Annotated in this window: 17 protein-coding genes; 13 read left to right on the forward strand and 4 right to left on the reverse strand. The window is 60.5% G+C overall.

The annotated features are described in order from the left end of the window. Positions 1-8 precede the first annotated feature (8 nt). The 9 genes from AC1DVF_RS06875 to AC1DVF_RS06915 all read left to right on the forward strand — a co-directional run bounded on the left by AC1DVF_RS06875 (position 9) and on the right by AC1DVF_RS06915 (position 9,094). Positions 9-323: a DUF2934 domain-containing protein gene (locus AC1DVF_RS06875; RefSeq protein WP_477782260.1), complete on the forward strand. Its 315-nt coding sequence runs from the start codon at positions 9-11 to the stop codon at positions 321-323. Between the two features lie 228 nt (positions 324-551). Next, positions 552-2,711, forward strand: a complete 2,160-nt coding sequence (gene glgX / locus AC1DVF_RS06880) for a glycogen debranching protein GlgX (RefSeq protein ID WP_186624737.1) — start codon at positions 552-554, stop codon at positions 2,709-2,711. A gap of 1 nt (position 2,712) precedes the next feature. Next, positions 2,713-3,711 carry an acyl-CoA dehydrogenase family protein gene (locus AC1DVF_RS06885; RefSeq protein WP_093432936.1) on the forward strand — a complete coding sequence of 333 codons (999 nt, stop codon included), beginning with the start codon at positions 2,713-2,715 and terminating at the stop codon, positions 3,709-3,711. Beyond that, on the forward strand, positions 3,708-4,466 hold the full coding sequence (locus AC1DVF_RS06890; RefSeq protein ID WP_477782261.1) for a PIG-L deacetylase family protein: 759 nt from the start codon (positions 3,708-3,710) through the stop codon (positions 4,464-4,466). The genes AC1DVF_RS06885 and AC1DVF_RS06890 overlap by 4 nt, the downstream gene beginning before the upstream one ends. Beyond that, positions 4,463-5,062, forward strand: a complete 600-nt coding sequence (locus AC1DVF_RS06895; RefSeq protein ID WP_099759048.1) for an SAM-dependent methyltransferase — start codon at positions 4,463-4,465, stop codon at positions 5,060-5,062. Before AC1DVF_RS06890 ends, AC1DVF_RS06895 begins: the two co-directional genes overlap by 4 nt. Then, positions 5,059-5,745, forward strand: a complete 687-nt coding sequence (locus AC1DVF_RS06900) for a glycosyltransferase family 2 protein (protein ID WP_093432945.1) — start codon at positions 5,059-5,061, stop codon at positions 5,743-5,745. Before AC1DVF_RS06895 ends, AC1DVF_RS06900 begins: the two co-directional genes overlap by 4 nt. A gap of 156 nt (positions 5,746-5,901) precedes the next feature. Beyond that, a complete protein-coding gene (locus AC1DVF_RS06905; RefSeq protein WP_093433571.1) occupies positions 5,902-6,660 on the forward strand; it encodes a PIG-L deacetylase family protein in 759 nt (252 codons plus the stop codon). A gap of 195 nt (positions 6,661-6,855) precedes the next feature. Further along, a complete protein-coding gene (locus AC1DVF_RS06910; RefSeq protein ID WP_460090795.1) occupies positions 6,856-7,638 on the forward strand; it encodes an endonuclease/exonuclease/phosphatase family protein in 783 nt (260 codons plus the stop codon). A 388-nt stretch (positions 7,639-8,026) separates the two neighbouring features. Continuing rightward, positions 8,027-9,094 (forward strand): autotransporter domain-containing protein, encoded by a 1,068-nt coding sequence (locus tag AC1DVF_RS06915; protein WP_477782262.1) that lies wholly within the window; start codon positions 8,027-8,029, stop codon positions 9,092-9,094. A 129-nt stretch (positions 9,095-9,223) separates the two neighbouring features. Here AC1DVF_RS06915 and glgB read toward each other — a convergent pair whose 3' ends face one another. From glgB to AC1DVF_RS06930, 3 genes are all read right to left on the reverse strand, one after another. Continuing rightward, positions 9,224-11,455, reverse strand: a complete 2,232-nt coding sequence (gene glgB, locus AC1DVF_RS06920; RefSeq protein WP_095050725.1) for a 1,4-alpha-glucan branching protein GlgB — start codon at positions 11,453-11,455, stop codon at positions 9,224-9,226. A gap of 2 nt (positions 11,456-11,457) precedes the next feature. After that, positions 11,458-14,799: a maltose alpha-D-glucosyltransferase gene (gene treS / locus AC1DVF_RS06925; RefSeq protein ID WP_093432957.1), complete on the reverse strand. Its 3,342-nt coding sequence runs from the start codon at positions 14,797-14,799 to the stop codon at positions 11,458-11,460. A gap of 161 nt (positions 14,800-14,960) precedes the next feature. Continuing rightward, positions 14,961-16,958, reverse strand: coding sequence for an alpha-1,4-glucan--maltose-1-phosphate maltosyltransferase (locus tag AC1DVF_RS06930; protein WP_477782263.1), 1,998 nt, complete (start codon positions 16,956-16,958; stop codon positions 14,961-14,963). 217 nt (positions 16,959-17,175) lie between these two features. On the opposite strand from AC1DVF_RS06930, the gene AC1DVF_RS06935 reads away from it, so the two are divergent. Then, complete coding sequence (locus AC1DVF_RS06935) at positions 17,176-17,334, forward strand: hypothetical protein (RefSeq protein WP_008087190.1); 159 nt, start codon at positions 17,176-17,178, stop codon at positions 17,332-17,334. 125 nt (positions 17,335-17,459) lie between these two features. On the opposite strand, the gene AC1DVF_RS06940 is transcribed toward AC1DVF_RS06935, so the two are convergent. Beyond that, a complete protein-coding gene (locus AC1DVF_RS06940) occupies positions 17,460-17,972 on the reverse strand; it encodes an MgtC/SapB family protein (protein ID WP_093432961.1) in 513 nt (170 codons plus the stop codon). Between the two features lie 124 nt (positions 17,973-18,096). Between AC1DVF_RS06940 and AC1DVF_RS06945 the strand changes: the two genes are divergently transcribed. From AC1DVF_RS06945 to mapR, 3 genes are all read left to right on the forward strand, one after another. Then, positions 18,097-18,345, forward strand: coding sequence for a DUF3203 family protein (locus tag AC1DVF_RS06945; RefSeq protein WP_093432963.1), 249 nt, complete (start codon positions 18,097-18,099; stop codon positions 18,343-18,345). Between the two features lie 195 nt (positions 18,346-18,540). Beyond that, complete coding sequence (gene ccoG, locus AC1DVF_RS06950) at positions 18,541-19,971, forward strand: cytochrome c oxidase accessory protein CcoG (protein WP_320336857.1); 1,431 nt, start codon at positions 18,541-18,543, stop codon at positions 19,969-19,971. A 312-nt stretch (positions 19,972-20,283) separates the two neighbouring features. Next, a complete protein-coding gene (gene mapR, locus AC1DVF_RS06955; protein WP_460090788.1) occupies positions 20,284-21,693 on the forward strand; it encodes a GntR family transcriptional regulator MpaR in 1,410 nt (469 codons plus the stop codon). Positions 21,694-21,791: the final 98 nt, after the last annotated feature.

Here is a 21,791-nt window from a genome sequence, read left to right on the forward strand (position 1 = left end):
GCATTGCGATGAGTACCGACGATAAACGCATCCGCGAATTCGCCTATCAAATCTGGGAATCGGAAGGTAAGCCCGAGGGGCATGAAGAACGCCACTGGGAAATGGCGCGCAAGCTCGCCGAAGCGGAAGCGCTGGCACCGAAGAAACCGCCGAAAGCCACCGGCAGCAAACCGGCCGGCAAGACAGCCGAGGCCAAGGCCCCGGCCGCCAAGCCGAAACCACCGGCCAAAGCCAAGCCGGCCAGCGCCGCAAAAGTGGTTCCCCCAGGCGAAAAGCCTGCCGAGAAAAAGCCTCGGGCGCCGAAGAAGCCTTCGGCGATCTGACGCTCTAACCGGATTATTGAACTGAATGAACGTGTGGCGGGTTCGCTCGCCACCGAGGGCTTACTCGCCCTGAAGAAATACACAAATCCCTTGTGGGAGCGAGCTTGCTCGCGAATGCGGTCTGCCATTCAACATTGAAGTCGACTGACATTGCGCTTTCGCGAGCAGGCTCGCTCCCACAGGGGAAACAGTGTTAACCGAACCATCCCGATTTTTGCAGGAGCAATCATGACCCGTCCAAAGAATACCGAGCCCACCGCGCACGCCGAGCCGTCGAGAATCCGTGAAGGCCTGCCCTTCCCGCTCGGTGCGACCTGGGATGGTCTGGGGGTGAACTTTGCTCTGTTTTCCGCCAACGCCACCAAGGTCGAACTGTGCATCTTCGACGATGCCGGCGAAGTCGAACTCGAACGCATCGAACTGCCGGAATACACCGATGAGATCTACCACGGCTACCTGCCCGATGCGCACCCGGGGCTGATCTACGGCTACCGCGTCTACGGTCCGTACGACCCGGCCAACGGTCACCGCTTCAACCACAACAAATTACTCATCGACCCGTACGCCAAACAATTGGTCGGCCAACTGAAATGGTCGGAAGCGTTGTTCGGCTACACCATCGGCCACCCCGACGCCGACCTCAGTTTCGATGAGCGCGACAGCGCACCATTTGTACCCAAGTGCAAAGTCATCGACCCGGCGCACACCTGGGGCAATGACCATCGCGTCAGCGTGCCGTGGGACAAGACCATCATTTATGAAACCCACGTGCGCGGCATCAGCATGCGTCACCCGTCGGTACCGGAGAACGTACGCGGCACCTTTGCCGGGCTGATGGTCGACGACGTGCTCGAACACATTCGCAAGCTCGGCGTGTCCACCGTCGAATTGCTGCCGATTCATGCCTTCGTCAATGACCAGCATCTGCTGCACAAAGGCATGACCAATTACTGGGGTTACAACAGCATCGCGTTTTTCGCCCCGGACCCGCGCTACCTGGCCAGCGGCAAGATAGCCGAATTCAAGGAGATGGTCGCGCACCTGCACGAAGCCAACCTCGAAGTGATCCTCGACGTGGTCTATAACCACACCGCCGAGGGCAACGAACAAGGCCCGACCCTGTCGATGCGCGGCATCGACAACGCCTCGTACTATCGCTTGATGCCCGACGACAAGCGCTACTACATCAACGATTCCGGCACCGGCAACACCCTCGACCTGAGCCACCCGTGCGTGCTGCAAATGGTCACCGACTCGCTGCGTTACTGGGCCAGCGAGATGCACGTCGACGGTTTCCGTTTCGACCTGGCGACGATTCTCGGCCGCTACCACGACGGTTTCGACGAGCGTCACAGCTTCCTTGTCGCCTGTCGCCAGGACCCGGTGCTGCGCCAGGTTAAGATGATCGCTGAACCGTGGGACTGCGGCCCCGGCGGCTATCAGGTGGGCAACTTCCCGCCGGGCTGGGTCGAGTGGAATGACAAATTCCGCGACACCGTGCGCGCGTTCTGGAAAGGCGACGACGGCCAGGTCGCCGACTTTGCCAGCCGCATGACCGCTTCCGGTGAGATGTTCAACCAGCGCGGGCGGCGGCCGTACTCCTCGGTGAATTTCATCACCGCCCACGACGGTTTCACCCTCAACGATCTGGTCTCGTACAACGACAAGCACAACGAAGCCAACGACGAAAACAACCAGGACGGCAGCAACAACAACCTGTCGTGGAACCATGGCGTCGAAGGCCCGACCGACGATCCTGAAATCAATGCCCTGCGCCATCGGCAGATGCGCAATTTCTTCGCCACCCTGCTGCTCGCCCAAGGCACGCCGATGATCGTCGCCGGTGATGAGTTCGCCCGCACTCAGGACGGCAACAACAACGCCTATTGCCAGGACAGCGAGATCGGTTGGGTCAACTGGGACCTGAGCGAGGACGGCAAGGCATTGCTGAAATTCGTCAAGCGCCTGATCAAGCTGCGCCTGGCCTATCCGATCCTGCGTCGCGGCCGCTTCCTGGTAGGCGAATACAACGAGGACATCGGCGTCAAGGACATCACCTGGCTGGCGCCGGATGCCACCGAGATGACCACCGAGCATTGGCACGATGCGCACAACCGCTGCCTGGGCATGTTGCTCGACGGGCGCGCACAGGAAACCGGGATTCGCCGCAAAGGTGCGGATGCGACCTTGCTGCTGGTGGTCAACGCCCATCATGACATCGTCAATTTCACCTTGCCGGAGGTACCGGAAGGCAGTTTCTGGACCTGCATGATCGACACCAATCAGCCGTCGATCCGTGGTCAGGAACGCTTCGATTTCGGCCACGAATACTCGGTCACCGGACGCTCGCTGCTGCTGTTCGAACTGCAACGTGACGAAGAAGACTGATATGGATCTGCACCGTTATCTGAGCCGACGACCAACGGATTATCCGCACACCGCAGCCCTCGGCGGGTGCCTGCGGGCGCTGGTCGAGGCCGGGCTGGATCGTCTGCCGTTACCGGGCAGTGGCCGCACGCTGGAGCGCTTTCAGCAGTTGGCGGAAGTCGGCGGGCATGACCTGGGTCTGTGCAAACTGTTCGAAGGTCACACCGACGCGCTGGCGATCATTGAACAACTCGGCGGCTCACCTACGCCGGGCAGCACTTGGGGCATGTGGGCAGCGGAGCCACCGCAAGCACGAGTCAAAGCCAGCCCGGCCGGGCACATGGTCGCGCTGCATGGACGCAAGGCATGGTGCTCCGGCGCCGCCGTCCTCAGCCACGCCTTGCTCACCGCCTGGGATGGCGACGATCAGCAGCAACTGGTCGCCGTCGCCCTCGACCAACCGGGCGTCACCGTCACCGAGCAAGGCTGGCAAGCGGTGGGCATGGCGGCTACTGGCAGCGTCGAGGTGCTGTTCGACGGTGCCGAAGCGCAGGCCATTGGCAATCCCGGTGACTATCTGCAACGCCCGGGTTTCTGGCAGGGCGGGATCGGTATTGCCGCGTGCTGGTACGGCGCCGCACGGCAAATTGCCGAAGTATTGCGCACCCAGTGTGGGCAACGTCCGGAACCGCACGCGTTGGCGCATCTCGGCGCGGTCGACAGCGCTTTGCAGGCCGCTGCCGATGTACTGCGTTTCAGCGCCTTGCACATCGATGCGCATCCCGAGGACAACGCCGAATTGCTCGCCCGGCGTGCCCGCGCGGTGGTCGAGCAGTCGGCTGAACAGGTCATGCGTGAAGTCGGCCGCGCCCTCGGTGCCGGGCCGTTTTGCAAAGATCGCCACTTTGCCCGGCTCAGCGCTGATCTGCCGGTTTTTCTGCGCCAGAGCCATGCCGAACGGGATCTGGCCGCGCTCGGGCAATTGGTGGCCGGGCAATCCGTGGAGGCATGGGCCTTATGAAAACCAATCCGATTGTCGGCCAGGGCACCAGCCTGCACCAATGGCAGGCTTCGCGGCATCTGGCGGAACTGGACAGCATCGACATCCTCAGTCTGGTGCCACCGGGCGCGCGGGCGGTGATTGTCGCGCCGCACCCGGACGACGAAGTGCTCGGTTGTGGCGGTTTGCTGCAATTGCTCGCTGAGGCCGGTCGGCCCTTGCAACTGATTTCGGTCACCGACGGCAGCGCCAGTCATCCCGGTTCCAGTCGCTGGCCGGTGGAACGTCTGAGCGTGGTGCGCCCACAGGAATCTGCCGAAGCGCTGCGCCGCCTCGGTCTGCCGATGCATCGCGTGAAGTGGCTGCGCGGCGGCTTCACTGACACTCAGGTCGCGGCGCAGGAAGCGCAGTTGGTCGAGTTCATCGAGCGTCATCTGCGCCCCGACGACGTGCTCTTTACCACGTGGAGCGAGGACGGACATTGCGACCACGAAGCCGTTGGCCGCGCCAGTGCCGAGGCTGCCCGTCGCGTCGGTGCGACTTGCCATGAACTGCCGGTGTGGACCTGGCACTGGGCAACTCCGGAAGACGCCTTCGTACCGTGGCAACGCGCACGCAAGATTCTTCTGACGCCGGCGCAAGTCGCGCGCAAACGCCTCGCGGTGCACGCTTTCGCCAGTCAACTGGAAGGCGATCCTGACGCCGGACTCGGTCCGGTACTGGCGCCCTATGTGCTCGATCGCCTGCTGCAACCTTTCGAAGTGGTGTTTCTATGAGTGTCGAAGATCGCTATTTCGACGGATTGTTTGCCGGCAACGATGACCCATGGGCGTTCCGTGAGCGCTGGTATGAGCAGCGCAAACGCGCGATCACCCTCGCCGCCCTGCCGCGTCCGCACTACCGGGCAATCTTCGAACCGGGTTGCGCCAACGGCGAGTTGAGCGCCGAACTGGCCGCGCGTTGCGATCGATTGTTGTGCTGTGACACGGCCAGTGCGGCAGTGACTCTGGCGCGCACGCGGTTGAGCGTGTTCGACCACGCCGAAGTGCGGCAAAAGCGTCTTCCGGGCGACTGGCCGGAGGAAAAATTCGACCTGATCGTATTTAGCGAGATCGGCTACTACCTGGATAGTCAGGATCTGACAGAAGTGATCCGTCGGGCCAGTGATTGCCTGACTGCCGACGGCCAGTTCCTCGCCTGTCACTGGCGTCCGCCCATTGAAGGCTGCCCGCTGAATGCGCGGCAGGTTCACGACCTGATTCACGAAAAACTGCATCTGCCCCGTCTGGTCTTGCATCAGGAAGCGGACTTCATCCTTGAGGTGTGGAGCCGCGAACCGCGCTCGGTGGCGGCACTGGAGGGCTTGCGATGATCGGCATCCTGATCCCGGCGCACAATGAGGAAGACCTGCTCGACGACTGCCTCAGCGCGGCCGTGCGCGCCAGCCGCCACGGATTGCTGGCCGGTGAAAAGGTTGAGGTGTTGGTGGTGCTCGACAGTTGCACCGACCGCTCGGCGCAGATCGTCAGTCGCTATCCGGTGCTGAGCCTGCACATCGATGCGCGCAACGTCGGTCAGGCCCGGGCGGCCGGCGCGCAGCTATTGCTGGAGCGCGGCGCGCGCTGGATCTCTTGCTCGGACGCCGACAGCCGCGTGGCCGACGACTGGCTGGTGGCGCAACTGGGGTTGGGCGCGGACGCGGTATGCGGTACCGTCACGGTCGAACGCTGGCACGAGTCGTTCGATGAAGCGGCGCAAATCCGCTATCACCGGGATTACCGTGCCTGCGATGGTCACCGGCATATCCACGGTGCCAATCTGGGCATCAGCGCCGACGCCTATCGTTGGGCTGGAGGCTTTAAACCGCTGGCCTGCGACGAAGATGTGCAGTTGGTGCGGGAACTGGAACGGGACGGTGCCAACATCGCCTGGAGTCATCGCCCGCAAGTGCTGACCAGCGCGCGCTTCGACAGCCGTGCGCGCGGTGGCTTTGGTGACTATCTGCGACACCTGGCACAGATGGAGCAAAAAAAAGCGGATCAGATTGATCTGTGACGCGACGAACTTCGCTTCATGAGCAATACTCTGCTGCGCGGCAATCCAGGGTTCGGAGCGTCGCTGGGCAATCAACCAGCCTTCACGGGTCGGCGGCGTCTGGCAATCACCGCCAAACGCACGACTGAGGGCGAAACAACACAAGGACGTCACACCATGAAACCGTTAACCCTCAGCGACAGCAGTTCGTCGGCGCAAATCTGGAACAGCGCCCCGCAACTGGACAACATCCCGGTCATCAATACTTTAAGTCTGGTACCCGCCGGCGCCCGCGCCGTGGTCATCGCGCCGCATCCGGGCGATGAAGTGGTCACCTGTGGCGGTTTGCTGCAATTACTCTCCAGCCTCGGTCATCCGTTGCAATTGCTCTCGATCACCGATGGCAGCGCCAGCCACCCGGGTTCGCGGCAATGGTCGGAAAAACGCCTGAGCGTGTTCCGCCCGCAGGAAAGCGTCGAGGCCCTGCGCCGTCTCGGCTTGCCAATGCACAGCCTGAAATGGGTGCGCGGCGGGTTCACCGACAACGCTCTGTGCGAACAGCAAGCGCAAGTGACCGAATTCATCAGCCGCTACCTGCGCCCAGGCGATGTGGTGTTCAGCACCTGGCGCGGCGATGGCAACGACGACCATGAAGCGGTGGGTCGGGCCAGCGCACAGGCAGCGGAACAAGCCGGGGCGACCTTCCACGACGTACCGGTCTGGGCCTGGCACTGGCCCGAGCGCGACCAGCAACTGATCCCTTGGGAACGCGCGCGCAAACTGCGCCTCGACACCTGGACGGTGGCGCGCAAGAGCCACGCCACCCATGCTTACGCCAGTCAGCTCAAGGGTGAGCCGGCGATTGGTATTGCGCCGATGCTGCCGCCGGTGATTCTCGAAAGAATGCGTTTGCCTTACGAAATCGTCTTTGTCTGATATCTGATTCCCTGTGGGAGCGAGCTTGCTCGCGAAGAGGCCGTCACATTCAATACTCGTATCGACTGGACCGACGCCTTCGCGAGCAAGCTCGCTCCCACAGGGTTTGATGTGCAATCGAAATTATCCAGAAGGAACTGCCGCCCCTCGCCATCAGTCGCATGAATAAGCGGCCCGCAATCCAGAGGAGTGAACGTGTCCAGCGATCCCAAGCGTCATGTTATCGACGCGCCCGTCATTCATCGCCTCAGGGTGCTGACGGTCAACACCCACAAGGGTTTTACCGCGCTCAATCGGCGATTCATCCTGCCGGAACTGCGCGAAGCAGTGCGCAGCACCTCGGCCGATCTGGTGTTTCTGCAAGAAGTGGTGGGTGAACACGAACGGCATTCGAACCGTTACAACGAATGGCCACAAACCTCGCAGTACGAATTTCTCGCCGACAGCATGTGGAGCGATTTCGCCTACGGGCGCAACGCCGTTTACCCTGACGGCCATCACGGTAATGCGCTGCTGTCGAAATACCCGATCCGTGAATACCGCAATCTCGATGTGTCGATCACCGGCCCCGAACGCCGAGGCCTTTTGCACTGTGTGCTCGATGTGCCAGGTCACGCCGAAGTTCACGCAATCTGCGTGCACCTGAGTCTGCTCGAAAGCCATCGGCAATTGCAGCTGCAACTGCTCTGTCAGTTGCTTGAATCGCTGCCCGAGGATGCCCCGGTGATCATCGCCGGCGACTTCAACGACTGGCAGTTACAGGGCAACGCCGCCCTCGCCCGTCGCGATTACTTGCACGAAGCCTTCGAGCGCCATCACGGGCGCCCAGCCAAGACGTATCCGGCGCGGTTTCCATTGCTGCGACTGGACCGGATCTACCTGCGCAATGCCAGTAGTCATGACCCGCAGATCCTCGGCAACAAGCCGTGGACGCATCTGTCCGATCACCTGCCATTGGCGGTTGAAGTGCATCTGTAACCGCATTAATGACAGCAATACCCTATGCGCCAGATTGACATCCCTTATGCCCTTTCAGTGCCGGCAGACCTTCTGTCGGTAACTGAAGCGCTCTGAACCGGGTTTTTGGCTGGGTTGTTCCATACAAACAACCACTTAGTTATGTGCAGAAAAACAAACGCTTGCAAAGCCTGTTTTGCCACTACCGCTCATCGTTCAATTTCTTGACGGGCACGCTCGACTCTTCTTATCTCTACCTTACTACCCCCGGAATAACTACCGGGACGAGCCTTCGGACACTCGCGAAATCGAGCGGCCACGGTTCGCCCCGCTCCATTCGGTCGCCCCTCGTTCGGGGTAGGAGAGACGCCACATCGAGATGCCGCATGCGCCTGCAAGGTAGACCTCCATGAGAACTTCAATCACCCCACACGAGATCAAAATCACGTTCTGCACAGTGTCGAGTTCTATCTTGCTGTGCTCATCCATGGAGGCGCAGGCCGGTCCTGCGGCGGATGAAACCACCCTGTGGTACCGCGCGGATGTGCCCGTGATGACGTTGCCCGTCACCGTCATTACCCCCGGCCCGCAACGCTTCAGCCCACGGCCCGATCTGCGGGGCACGCGCTTGATTACCGAAGACCTCGCACCGTCGGCCTGGGACGAGTTGTACGGTCGAAACGCCCGCCAGGCGCAAACCGATGTGCTGTCGTCAGGCTTCGCAACACCCGGCAGCGGCGACTTCAAAGGCCCGGCGGTGCTCACCGTGCAAAGCGGCAACCATACCCAGACCCTCGGCCTGATCGGCGGCTTCAACCAGATCCGGGCCAATGGCAATGGCTTGCTCACCAGCCGCGCCTTGGCCGACCCGAACAGCGACACTCTCAACCTGCAAGGCCAAAGCCTCGGCGCTTATTACAGCCTGATCGGCGCCCAGGGCTGGCACGTGGATTTATCGGCCAGCGGTGGCCGGGTCAGCGGTTTCAGTCGCAACGGCCAAGGCGCCCGGCAAGCCACCGAAGGCAGCGCCATGACCTTCTCGGTCGAAGGCGGTTTTCCGATTGGCTTGAGCGACAACTGGGTGGTCGAACCGCAGGCGCAATTGATCAATCAACGCATCACCCTCGACACGCCCTACGCCGGCTCGGGCAATGCGTCCTCCACCGATCTGACGGCCTGGAGCGGCCGCGTCGGTGCCCGTTTGAAAGGCAGTTACGATTTGAATGGTCTGCCGGTCGAACCTTATGTGCGCACCAACCTGTGGCACACCGTTTATACCGGCAGCACGGTGACGCTGGATCAGGTCGACAAGATCAGCAGCAGCCGCAAGTCATCGACCGTTGAGTTGGGCCTGGGGCTGGTGGCGCGGGTGACGCCTGTGGTGAGTCTGTATGTCAGTGCCGATTACAGCAGTGATGTCGATGACAATGATTTGAACGGGATCATTGGCAGCCTTGGGGTGCGGATGCGTTGGTGATCTTCAGGCTACCGAAGGCCCCTGTGGGAGCGAGCTTGCTCGCGAAAGCGGTGTAACGTTCAACATCATTGTTGATTGACATATCGCCTTCGCGAGCAAGCTCGCTCCCACAGGTTTTGCGGTACCGGATCAACCCTCCGGCTTAAGGATCAACACCGCCAACGGCGGCAGATTCAGCTCCAGCGACAACGACTGGCCATGGCTCGGCACCTCCTCGGTAAACGCCCCGCCGCCATTGCCGTAATTGGAACCGGCATAGGTGTCGGCATCGCTGTTGAGCAATTCAGTCCAGCGCCCGGCAAACGGCACACCCACGCGATAGGCCTGACGCGGCACCGGCGTGAAGTTGGCCACCACCAGCACCGGTTTACCCTCCTTGCTCCAGCGCAACCAGGCATAAACGCTGTTGATCGCATCGTCGCCGATCAACCACTGGAAACCCTGCGGCGCGTCGTCCTGATCGTGCAGCGCCGGCTCTTCGCGATACAGCCGATTGAGATCGCCGACCAGTTTCTGCACGCCCTTGTGCTCGGAGTACTGCAGCAGATACCAATCCAGTTGCTGATCGTGATTCCACTCGCGCCACTGGCCAAACTCGCAACCCATGAACAACAGCTTCTTGCCCGGATGGGTCCACATGAAACTCAGATACGCGCGCAGGTTGGCGAATTTTTGCCAGCGATCGCCGGGCATCTTGTCGATCAGCGAATGCTTGCCGTGCACCACTTCATCGTGGGAGATCGGCAGGATGAAACGCTCGGACCAGGCGTAGACCAGACCAAAACTCAACTCGTTGTGATGGTGCGCGCGGTACACCGGATCCTGCTGAATGTAATGCAACGAATCGTGCATCCAGCCCATGTTCCATTTGTAGGCAAAACCGAGGCCGCCCTGCTGCGTACTTTGGCTGACACCGGGCCACGCCGTGGATTCTTCGGCGATGACCAGCGCACCCGGTGCTTCCAGTTCGACCACATCGTTCAAATGCCGCAAGAAGTCGATGGCCTCCAGATTTTCCCGACCGCCATGACGGTTTGGCACCCATTCGCCTGCCTTGCGCGAATAGTCGCGATAGAGCATCGAAGCCACCGCATCGACGCGCAAGCCATCGACGTGAAAATGCTTCAACCAATGCAACCCCGAAGCGAGCATGTAGCCATGCACTTCGGTGCGGCCGAGGTTGTAGATCAGCGTGTCCCAATCCTGATGAAACCCTTCCAGCGGGTTGCCGTATTCGTACAGCGCGGTGCCGTCGAACTGGGCGAGACCGTGAGTATCGGTAGGGAAATGCGCCGGCACCCAGTCGAGGATCACACCGATCTCGGCCCGGTGGCAGGCGTCGACGAATTCAGCGAACTGCGCCGGCGAGCCGTACCGCGCACTCGGGGCGAATTGCGAGAGCAATTGATAACCCCAGGAGCCACCAAACGGGTGCTCCATGATCGGCATCAGTTCGATGTGAGTGAAACCCAGTTCCTTGACGTAGGGAATCAAACGTTCGGCGAGTTCCGGCCAGGTGTACTGGCGGGCGACTTCGCCGAGATCATCCAGTTCGCACTGCCACGAACCGGCGTGCAATTCGTAGATCGACAGCGGCGCCGAATGTTTCTGCCGGTCGCGTCGGCTGCTCATCCACTCCTGATCCTGCCAGTCGATCTGCAGCGGTTCAGCGACTTTCGAAGCGGTGTCCGGCGGCAGGCTGGTGGCCAGCGCCATCGGGTCAGCCTTGAGCGGCAGAATGCCGTGGGCGCCAAGAATTTCGTATTTGTACAACTCGCCCGCTTGCAGGCGCGGGATGAACAGTTCCCAGACCCCGGACGGGTGCCGCAAGCGCATCGGATGGCGGCGGCCGTCCCAGACGTTGAAATCGCCAACCACCGACACGCGCCGGGCATTCGGCGCCCACACCGCAAAGCGTACGCCGTCGACGCCATCCACTGTTTTCAATTGCGCGCCGAGACAGGCGCTGAGGTCACGGTGATTGCCTTCGGCGAACAGATACAAGTCCATTTCACCGAGTAACTGGCCAAAGCTATAAGGATCCTCGGCAACCTGTTCGCCGCCGGCCCAGCGCGTACGCAACTGATACGGCCGCGCCTGATCGAAATGGCCGACAAACAGCCCCGGCGTTTCGGTCTGCTCCAGCGGACCGCGTTCTTCACCGCTGTCCTTGTCCAGCACCACGACACTCAGCGCCCCGGGCAGATATGCACGAATGAACTGCCCGCCAGCGCCATCGCCGTGCGGGCCGAGAATGGAAAAAGGGTCGTGATGTTCAGCGCGGACCAAGGCATCAATATCTTTCGCCGAGGGCAGCAATGTTTCTTTAACCGCACCCTGTTCCTTGTTCGAGAAACTCATGACTACTCTCCACCAAGATCGGAAAAGGGTTTAAGCCCCGTCAATAACCCATACAAACCGTGCAACGGCACGGGCAGCCACGTGGGGCGATTTTCGGCTTCATAGGCCACTTCATAGGCCGCCTTCTCCAGGCCGAACAACGCCAGCGCGGCGTCGGCACCTTCAGGATCTTGCCAGGCATGATCAAGACTAGCTGCCGCGCGGCGATATGCCTGAACAAATGCCTCGCGGGCCTCACGCAGATAGCGCTCGGCGACCAGGCGCCGCGCCGTTTCAGACTCGGCGCTGTGGTCAACGTTGTGCACGTTGATGGTCATTGCAGCCGCATAATCGAAGGAGCGCAGCACGCCGCTGACATCCTTGTACGGACTGTGTTTGCCACGACGCTCGCCCAATGGCCGCGCCGGTTCACCCTCGAAGTCGATCAGGTAGGCATCGCCCTTGATCACCAGCACCTGGCCCAAATGCAGATCGCCGTGGACGCGAATGCGCAAACCGCCGACGGCCTTTTTCGCCAGATCCTGCACGTGCGTGAGGATGGTTTTCTTCTCGTCGATCAGGCGTTTGACCAGTTTCTGATCCGCCGCATTGAGTTCGCCCTGATGCTGCTTGAGCAGTTTCAGCGCGTGTTCGACCTGCGCCACAACATCCTTGCCGGTGGCCTGCATGTCCTTGGCCGTCGACACCTGCGGGGCGAAGTCGGCATTGTCGGTGGGCGCGGCGAGCACCTTGTGCATCTCGCCCAGACGCTGACCGAGCATGCCGGCAAAATCCTTCAGTTCACCGAGGGCGTTGTAATGCTGTTCCTGTTCGGACATGGCATCGGCCAGCTCATCGCGCAGCGCCCGCTCGAGGTTGTTCTGCGTCCATTCCCAGGCGTCGCCCTGATTGCTCAGATAGCCTTGGGCGATCATCAGCAGATTGTCTTCGCCCTTGGCATCGCGGCGAATCACCGAGCCGAGCAGCGGAGAGATATTGGCAAATCCGGCCTCGGTCAGGTAAGCGCTCATCTCCAGTTCCGGGTGTACGCCAGAAGCGACTTTGCGTATCAGCTTAAGCACCAGACTATTGCCGATCACCACCGAACTGTTCGATTGCTCGGCAGACAGATAACGCACTTCCGACTCGGTACCGAGGCCGAGCGTTTCCAGATGCGGCGTCGGTGCGAAGCGGATTTCGCCTTCGCTCGACTCCAGCACGGTGTTGTTCTGCATGCCTTGCAGCACCGCACGAATAAACGTTTCAAGGCTGAACGCGTCAGTAATCAAGCCGACCTGTCGCACTCGGCGTACACGGGACAAGGCCAATTGCTGCGGCAACGCCGGGCCGACCTGATCTTCGGAAATAAAGCCGAACGGCAACTGATAACGACTGGTCTGCCCGCCACTGGTGACTTCTATTTCGCTGAGCAGCACCGGATGCTGCGCATCGCCGAAACGCACACCGTACGCCAGATGCACCTTGTCGATGGCCGCGTCCTTGCCGGCGAACCAGCGGCGATTCTGCAGCCAGCTCGGCAGAATGTTTTGCTCCAGCGATGTGCGCGACGGCGCTTCGAGCAATTCTTCCATGCGTTTTTTCAATACCAGCGTGGTGAAGTCCGGCAGGCTTTGCGCCGGCTCCACGTGCCAGCTCGGCATCTGGTTTTCCGCCGCCAGTGCAAACCAGTAGAAACCGTAAGGCGCCAGGGTCAGGAGGAAATTCAACTGGCCAATCGGCGGGAAGGCATTACCGCCGAGCATCTCCACCGGCACCATGCCGACGTAGGCCGACAGGTCCAGCTCCACCGCTTGCGCACTGCGCGAGACGTTGGCCACGCAGAGAATGATTTCGTGTTTGCCATCGGCATCGGTGAATTCGCGCGTGTAAGCCAACACGCGACGGTTGTTCGGCGAGAGCATTTTCAACGTGCCACGGCCGAACGCCTTGGACTGTTTGCGCACAGCGAGCAAGCGTCGGGTCCAGTTGAGCAGCGAATGCGGATCGCCGGACTGGGTTTCGACGTTGACCGACAGATAGCCGTATTGCGGGTCCATGATCGGCGGTAGCACCAGGCTGGCCGGATCGGCACGGGAGAAGCCGCCGTTGCGGTCGATCGACCACTGCATCGGCGTACGCACACCATCGCGGTCGCCAAGGTAGATGTTGTCGCCCATGCCGATCTCGTCGCCGTAATACAGGGTCGGCGTGCCCGGCATCGACAGCAGCAGACTGTTGAGCAATTCGATGCGGCGGCGATCGCGCTCCATCAACGGCGCCAGACGACGGCGGATGCCGAGGTTGATCCGCGCCCGACGGTCAGCCGCGTAGTAATTCCACAGATAGTCACGCTCTTTGTCGGTGACCATCTCCAGCGTCAGCTCATCGTGGTTGCGCAGGAAAATCGCCCATTGGCAGTTGGCGGGAATTTCCGGGGTCTGGCGCAGAATGTCGGTGATCGGGAAACGATCTTCCTGAGCCAGCGCCATGTACATGCGCGGCATCAACGGGAAGTGAAACGCCATGTGGCATTCATCACCGTTAAGGCCTGCCGCATCGGTATCACCGAAGTACAGCTGGGTGTCTTCCGGCCATTGGTTGGCCTCCGCGAGCAGCATGCGATCGGGGTAATTGGCGTCGATCTCGGCGCGGATCTGCTTGAGGACGTCGTGGGTTTCCGGCAGGTTTTCGTTATTGGTGCCATCACGCTCGATCAGGTACGGAATCGCGTCGAGGCGCAGGCCGTCGATGCCCATGTCCAGCCAGTAGCGCATCACCGATAGCACGGCTTTCATCACTTGCGGATTGTCGAAATTCAGATCCGGTTGGTGCGAATAGAAACGGTGCCAGAAGTACTGTCCGGCGACCGGATCCCAGGTCCAGTTGGATTTTTCCGTATCGAGGAAAATGATTCGCGTGCCGTCGTATTTCTGATCGTCATCCGACCACACGTAAAAGTCCCGCGCCGCCGAGCCGGGCTTGGCCTTGCGCGCACGCTGGAACCACGGGTGCTGGTCGGAGGTGTGGTTGATGACCAGTTCGGTGATCACCCGCAAGCCACGCTTGTGCGCCTCGGCGATAAAGCGCTTGGCGTCGGCCATGGTCCCGTAATCGCTGTGCACGCCACGGTATTCGGCAATGTCATAGCCATCGTCGCGACGTGGCGAGGGATAGAACGGCAACAGCCAGATGGTGTTGACGCCGAGGTCGGCGATGTAATCGAGTTTGGCGATCAGGCCGGGAAAGTCGCCGATCCCGTCGTTGTTGGAGTCGAAAAACGATTTGACGTGAACTTGATAGATCACCGCGTCCTTGTACCAGAGCGGGTCTTTGATAAAGGTGGCTGCCTTGGGTTTCTTCGCCATGTGAAACTCCTGCTGAATGCTTTAAAAGCCCCCACGATGATCGTTCCCCCGCTCCGCGTGGGAATGCCGCCATGGACGCTCTGCGTCAGTTTCTGGGACGCGGAGCGTCCCGGGATGCGTTCCCACGCAGACGGTTCGACGCCTCGACGTGGGAACGATCATTACGTAGCGGTAATTCGCCAGATGCCGAATGGCTGGTACGCCGGGTCAATGCGCATGAACTGGTACTTGCCATGCCAGTCCCAGCGATGCCCGTTCATCAAATCCTCACCGTGGGTTGTCGCGTCATCGGGCAGGCCCATTTCCCACAGCGGCAGTTCGAAATTCGCCTCCTGCACGTTATGCGGATCAAGGCTGACCGCGACCAGAATGAAGTTGCTGCCGTCGACACTGCGCTTGCCGAAATACAGAATGTTGTCGTTCCAGGCGTTGTAGACCTTCAGGCCCAGATGCGTGTGCAGCGCCGGGTTCTGCCGGCGGATGCGGTTGAGCTGGGCGATCTCGGCAATGATGTTGCCCGGCGCGGTGAAGTCGCGGATGCGGATCTCGTACTTCTCCGAGTCGAGGTATTCCTCTTTGCCCGGCACCGGCGCCGACTCGCACAGCTCGAACCCCGAATACATGCCCCATAAGCCTGAACCCATGGTCGCCAGCGCCGCACGAATCAGAAATCCTGGACGCCCGGATTCGTGCAGGAATGCCGGGTTGATGTCCGGCGTATTAACGAAGAAATTCGGCCGGTAGCATTCGCGCCACGGCGATTCATTCAGCTCAGTGAAATACGTCGCCAGCTCAGCCTTGCTGTTGCGCCAGGTGAAATAGGTGTAGCTCTGCGTGTAACCGACCTTGCCCAGCCGCGCCATCATTGCCGGCGTGGTGAAGGCTTCGGCGAGGAAGATCACTTCCGGATATAGCGCCCGAACATCGGCGATCAGCCATTGCCAGAACGGCAGTGGTTTGGTGTGCGGATTGTCGACGCGAAAGATCTTCACGCCCTCTTCGACCCAGCCAATGACGATGTCGCGCAATTCGACCCACAGGCTCGGAATCGCGTCCGGCGCATAGAAGTCGACGTTGACGATGTCCTGGTATTTCTTCGGCGGGTTTTCCGCGTATTTGATCGTGCCGTCCGGGCGCCAGTTGAACCAGCCCGGATGCTGCTTGAGCCACGGGTGATCCTGGGAACACTGAATGGCGAAATCGAGGGCGATTTCCAGGCCGTGATCGGCAGCAGCGGCGACCAATCGGCGGAAGTCCTCGCGAGTGCCGAGTTGCGAGTGGATCGCCTCGTGACCACCCTCCTCACTACCGATGGCATAAGGGCTGCCGGGATCATCGGGACCGGCGGTCAGGGAATTGTTGCGCCCCTTGCGATGGGCGCGACCAATCGGGTGGATCGGCGTGAAATAGAGCACGTCAAAGCCCATGTCCTGAATCATCGGCAAACGCGCATGCACGTCATTAAAGGTGCCGTGACGGTGGGGATCGTCGGTGATCGAGCGTGGAAACAGTTCGTACCAACTGGCGAATTCGGCCAGTTCGCGTTCGACGTCTACCGGGAATTCCGGACTGACGCTCAGGTAGGCACGGTGATCGGCCTCAGCCATCAACTGCGCACTGCGCGAGTGCAGGAACAGCGCGACCTGCTCGGTTTCGAGCAGCCCGGACAATTCATGGTGCAACGCGGCGAGCTGTTCGCTGAGCTGACCTTCGCTGCGCTCGGCGGCCTGTTGCACCATGCTCCGGCCTTCCTGCAACTCCAGCGACACCGGTACAGCAGCATTGTGTTTCTTCTCCAGTTCATACTGAAAACTGGCGAATTGGTCGATCCACGCCTCGATGCAATAGAGGAAGCGCCCTTGATGTTCAGGGCGGAACTGGCCTTGCCAGCCGTTATTGCCCTGATCGGTCATGACCTCGCTTTGCCAGGTCTCCTCGCCTTCCTGGCGCCAGCGGATGCGCACCGCGAGTTTGTCGTGACCGTCGGCAAACACCTTGCTGGTGACCGCCACCTCACGGCCGGCAATCGACTTCACGGCGAACTGCCCGCCCTCGAGGGTCGGCATGGTGTTTTCGATGGCAATGCGCGGCAGCAGCAACGCCTGCGACAGCGGCATGTGCGGGTTGTAGCTCAGTTCCGAAGGTCTTTCAGCAGTCATTGAGCATCTCTCCTTAACGCCCCAAGGACGCTCTTGTGCCGGATCAGTGTTCACAACGAAGCACCTGCCCCGAAATGAACTCACTTAGGTTCCGAGCGACCGGCGCCGGGAAAAGTTCAGATGAAATTGCCGTGTCAGAAAAGCGGATCGAATTGCGTGCAGGGTGGTCAATCCACTTAAGCACTTCTCACGCCATGTGCCACACGGAGGTCATCAGATGAATATCCCGATCCCGGCCGAAACGCCCGATCCGAACATCGACAAACCCACGCTGCCCGAGACCGAGCCGCAACCGATTCCCGAGCAAGAGCCACCCGGCACCACACCCCCCCCCAAAGAAGAACCACCAACGACGATGCCTCCTGTGATCCTCTAACTGATCGTTCCCACGCWCTGCGTGGGAATGCAGCCCGGGACGCTCCGCGTCCCAAAGCGGACGCGGAGCGTCCATTGAGGCATTCCCACGCAGAGCGTGGGAACGATCATCCGGCGCAGGAATGATCAGTGGTCATCAGTCTTTTCCTCGTCCTTTTCGAACAGCTTCACGATGCGCGGCATCACGCTGAAAATCCCCAGCGCCAGAAAAGTACTGAGTAGCGCCGTTGCTTCCCTGCCCAATCCCGCCGCGACCCCAATGGCTGCCGTCATCCACAGCCCGGCAGCCGTGGTCAGGCCTTTGACATGGCCTTCATCACCTTCCTTGTTTTTCAGGATAGTCCCGGCACCGAGAAAGCCGATCCCGGCAATCACCCCTTGGACTACGCGGCTCATCGCATCGGATTCCGCCCCTGATGTCTGCGGCACCAGTACAAACAGCGCAGCCCCCAGCGCCACCAACATATGCGTGCGCACCCCGGCAGCCTTGCCCTTGTGTTCGCGCTCGAATCCGAGAATGCCGCCCAGAATGGCGGCCATCAGCAGGCGCACGGTGATGCGCGTCAATTGCGACGCATCCGCGACGTCGGCGAATTCCGCCTGCAGGGTTTGCCACACTTCATGCCACCACGCGTCCATCGTGCAGTCCTTGTTATTGGCTGGATAGACGATGGACAGCGGCGACCATTAATCAGTTGCGCAGAACCATCGGTGAAGCGTGCGCCCTAACCTTTCAGACTTCCCTGAAAAAAGGACCGCCCTCATGCCCGTTCGAGTCGATGAATCCAACCCCGAACAGAAAGTGTGTTTTTTCACCGTCGAGAATGGCGAAGAAATCCGCATTTGCGACACCTTGGAAGTGCGTACGGACAGCGACAAGGCCATGTCGTTTGTGGAAATAGATGGCCGGCGCGTTTACATCACCGAGGCAGAAGCCGACGAATTGACCGTCGCAGGCGCCAAGGATGGTCGCAAGCACTTGAAGGCTGACGAGAGTGGTTCGGTGATTTGACTGACCTTGATCAACACCCCGCGCAAACGCCTGATATAGGCCTTTGCGCCTTTGTCTGCGGGCTGCTTCAAGTTGTCGCAGGCGTTGCGCAGAATCGCATCTGATCCGCTTTTTATTGAAATAGCTGAGTCTGTTATGCAAACAGATCGACGCTCATAGTGCTCTGGCCTGATGGAGGCTGATGAGCGAATAACCATGAGCGAACAAATCCCCGTCCGAACCGTAGAAGCATCTCCAACTATCAAAAGTGTGCCCGCACGCCCAATGAAGGCGACGGCCAAATCCAGCGACAACCAGATCCACACCCGCAGCTTCACCGGCCTGTTCCGCACCTTGCGCATGAGTGGCGCGGGATTTCTGTTCGTGCTGTTTTTCGGCACCGTGTGGCTGAACTGGGGCGGACGTCAGGCGGTGCTCTGGGATCTTTCCGAAAGCAAATTCCACATCTTTGGCGCGACGTTCTGGCCGCAGGATTTCATTCTGCTGTCGGCGCTGCTGATCATCGCTGCGTTCGGTCTGTTCGCCATCACCGTGTTCGCCGGCCGGGTCTGGTGCGGTTACACCTGCCCGCAAAGTTCGTGGACGTGGATCTTCATGTGGTGCGAGAAGATCACCGAAGGCGAACGCAACCAACGCATCAAACTGCAAGCCGCGCCGTGGAGCCTGAACAAACTGGCGCGACGCGCGGCCAAGCACACCCTGTGGCTGGCGATCAGTGTGCTGACCGGCCTGACCTTCGTCGGTTACTTCACGCCGATCCGGCCACTGGCTGAAGAACTGCTGACCCTGCAAATCGGCGGCGTCAGCCTGTTCTGGGTGCTGTTTTTCACCGCCGCCACCTACATCAACGCCGGTTGGCTGCGTGAGGCGGTGTGCATGCACATGTGCCCGTATGCGCGGTTCCAGAGCGTGATGTTCGACAAGGACACCCTGGCGATTTCCTACGACGTGGCCCGTGGCGAAAACCGTGGCCCGCGCAAACGCGACGTGAAACCGCTTGAGGCTGGCCTGGGTGATTGCATCGACTGCCAGTTATGCGTGCAGGTTTGTCCGACCGGCATCGACATTCGCGATGGTCTGCAGATGGAGTGCATCGGCTGCGCTGCGTGCATCGACGCCTGTGACTCGATCATGGACAAGATGAACTACCCGCGCGGCCTGATCCGCTACAGTTCCGAGCGCGAACTGCAGGGTGGCAAAACCCACCTGCTGCGCCCACGCCTGATCGGTTACACCGTGGTGCTGGTGGCGATGATCGGCGCATTGGCGTTGGCGTTGATCGAGCGGCCGATGGTCTCGCTGGACGTGACCAAGGATCGCGGGTTGTTCCGCGAGAATGGTCAGGGTCAGATTGAAAACATCTATAGCCTCAAAGTCATCAACAAGACCCAACAGCGCCAGGACTACAACCTGAGCCTGGTGGATGGCGACGGCTTCCAGTTGCAGGGCAAGACTGAACTGAGCCTGGCGCCGGGTGAGATTGTCGATGTGCCGGTGTCGGTGGCGATGACCACGGAACGCCCGGCCAGCAGTTCGCAGACCTTGAGTTTCAAGATTGTCGACAGCGATGAGCCTGAGGTTTACAGCGTGGCGAAGAGCAGGTTTGTTGCGCCGATGAATCGCTGAGCCGTTAGAATCTTTTTCCCTCACCCCAGCCCTCTCCCGGAGGGAGAGGGAGCCGACCGAGGTGTCTGTCGCTATACATCGACCTGACAGACCGAGTCGATTGTGGATTTAGCAAAACACTATCAAGCCGAATCGATTATGGATTTAGCAAAGCACATCAAGCTGAGTCGATTGTGGATTCAGCAAAGCACTTTCAGGTCGGTGTAGTTCGCAARCATCCCCCAATCAGTCCCCTCTCCCTCTGGGAGAGGGCTAGGGTGAGGGGCAGTTCTCCTGACACACCTCATCATCAACCAGCACCAAGGCTCCTCGATGAAACGCTACGAAAAATTCGCCGACGACATCGCTGAACTGATCCGCTCCGGCGTCCTTGGCCCCGGCCAGCGCGTGCCCTCGGTGCGTTACGCCAGCCAGACCTACGGGGTCAGCCCGTCCACGGTATTCCAGGCCTATTACCTGCTCGAACGCCGTGGCCTGATCCGCGCCCGGCCGCGCTCCGGCTATTTCGTCAATACCCACGCGCCGAGCCCGTTCTCGGAGCCGGTGATCAGCAGCCACGTCAACGATTCCACCGAAGTCGACGTCAGCGAACTGGTGTTCTCGGTCCTCGATTCGATCAAGGACCCGAGTACCGTGCCGTTCGGTTCGGCGTTCCCCAGCCCGACCCTGTTCCCGTTGCAGCGCCTGTCGCGCTCGCTGGCCAGCGCGGCCCGCGAGATGGACCCGCGCATGGTCGTCACCGACATGTCGCCGGGCAATCCGCAACTGCGCCGACAGATAGCCCTGCGCTACATGGTCGGCGGCCTGATGCTGCCAATGGAAGAGCTGCTGATCACCAACGGCGCCCTCGAAGCGCTGAACCTGTGCCTGCAAGCCGTCACCGAACCGGGCGATCTGGTGGCCATCGAAGCCCCGGCGTTCTACGCCAGCCTGCAAGTGCTCGAACGGCTGAAACTCAAAGCCGTGGAAATTCCCGTGCACCCGCGCGATGGCATTGACCTCGGCGTACTTGCGCAAACCCTCGAACGCCATCCGGTCAGAGCCTGCTGGTGCATGACCAGTTTCCAGAACCCGATGGGTGCAACCATGCCCGAGGCGAAGAAACAGGAACTGGTCGAACTGCTGCGCCGCCATCAGGTGCCGCTGATCGAAGACGACGTTTACGCCGAACTCTATTACGGCCAACAAGCACCGAAACCGGCCAAGGCGTTCGACACGGAAGGTCTGGTGATGCACTGCGGTTCATTCGCCAAAAGCCTCGCCCCCGGCTACCGCATCGGCTGGGTTGCCGCCGGACGTTACGCGCAGAAAATCGAACGACTGAAACTGATGACCTCTCTGTGTGCTTCGATGCCAGCGCAAGCGGCGATTGCCGACTACCTGCAACACGGCGGTTATGACCGGCACCTGCGCAAACTGCGTTACGCACTGGAAGAACAGCAGAGCGCGATGCTCGCGGCGATTGCCCGCTACTTCCCGGCGCAGACGCGGGTCAGCCAACCGGCCGGCGGCTACTTCTTATGGCTGGAACTGCCACCGCAAATGGATTCGCTGAAGTTGTTTCAGATGGCACTGGCGCAAGGCATCAGCATTGCGCCGGGGCCGATCTTTTCGCCGACGCAGCGCTTCAGGAATTGTATTCGGTTGAACTATGGCAGCCCTTGGACCGAGGATTCGGAAAAGGCCATGGAGACATTGGGGCGGATTGTGCGGTCGTTCTGACAGATTGATGGTGTTTGCCTTGGCCTCTTCGCGAGCAAGCTCGCTCCCACATTGGTTCTGTGTCATTCACACATCCAATGTGGGAGCGAGCTTGCTCG

The organism is Pseudomonas sp. P4_D7 (genome assembly GCF_056401755.1).

Bases quoted from the DNA above. Each gene is read 5' to 3' on its own strand.
- AC1DVF_RS06940 (WP_093432961.1), bottom strand. From the start codon at position 17,972: ATGGACGCGTGGTGGCATGAAGTGTGGCAAACCCTGCAGGCGGAATTC.
- AC1DVF_RS06890 (WP_477782261.1), top strand. From the start codon at position 3,708: ATGAAAACCAATCCGATTGTCGGCCAGGGCACCAGCCTGCACCAATGG.
- AC1DVF_RS06945 (WP_093432963.1), top strand. From the start codon at position 18,097: ATGCCCGTTCGAGTCGATGAATCCAACCCCGAACAGAAAGTGTGTTTT.
- AC1DVF_RS06935 (WP_008087190.1), top strand. From the start codon at position 17,176: ATGAATATCCCGATCCCGGCCGAAACGCCCGATCCGAACATCGACAAA.
- AC1DVF_RS06885 (WP_093432936.1), top strand. From the start codon at position 2,713: ATGGATCTGCACCGTTATCTGAGCCGACGACCAACGGATTATCCGCAC.
- AC1DVF_RS06900 (WP_093432945.1), top strand. From the start codon at position 5,059: ATGATCGGCATCCTGATCCCGGCGCACAATGAGGAAGACCTGCTCGAC.
- AC1DVF_RS06895 (WP_099759048.1), top strand. From the start codon at position 4,463: ATGAGTGTCGAAGATCGCTATTTCGACGGATTGTTTGCCGGCAACGAT.
- ccoG (WP_320336857.1), top strand. From the start codon at position 18,541: ATGAGCGAACAAATCCCCGTCCGAACCGTAGAAGCATCTCCAACTATC.
- mapR (WP_460090788.1), top strand. From the start codon at position 20,284: ATGAAACGCTACGAAAAATTCGCCGACGACATCGCTGAACTGATCCGC.
- AC1DVF_RS06905 (WP_093433571.1), top strand. From the start codon at position 5,902: ATGAAACCGTTAACCCTCAGCGACAGCAGTTCGTCGGCGCAAATCTGG.
- AC1DVF_RS06930 (WP_477782263.1), bottom strand. From the start codon at position 16,958: ATGACTGCTGAAAGACCTTCGGAACTGAGCTACAACCCGCACATGCCG.
- AC1DVF_RS06875 (WP_477782260.1), top strand. From the start codon at position 9: ATGAGTACCGACGATAAACGCATCCGCGAATTCGCCTATCAAATCTGG.
- glgB (WP_095050725.1), bottom strand. From the start codon at position 11,455: ATGAGTTTCTCGAACAAGGAACAGGGTGCGGTTAAAGAAACATTGCTG.
- glgX (WP_186624737.1), top strand. From the start codon at position 552: ATGACCCGTCCAAAGAATACCGAGCCCACCGCGCACGCCGAGCCGTCG.
- treS (WP_093432957.1), bottom strand. From the start codon at position 14,799: ATGGCGAAGAAACCCAAGGCAGCCACCTTTATCAAAGACCCGCTCTGG.
- AC1DVF_RS06915 (WP_477782262.1), top strand. From the start codon at position 8,027: ATGAGAACTTCAATCACCCCACACGAGATCAAAATCACGTTCTGCACA.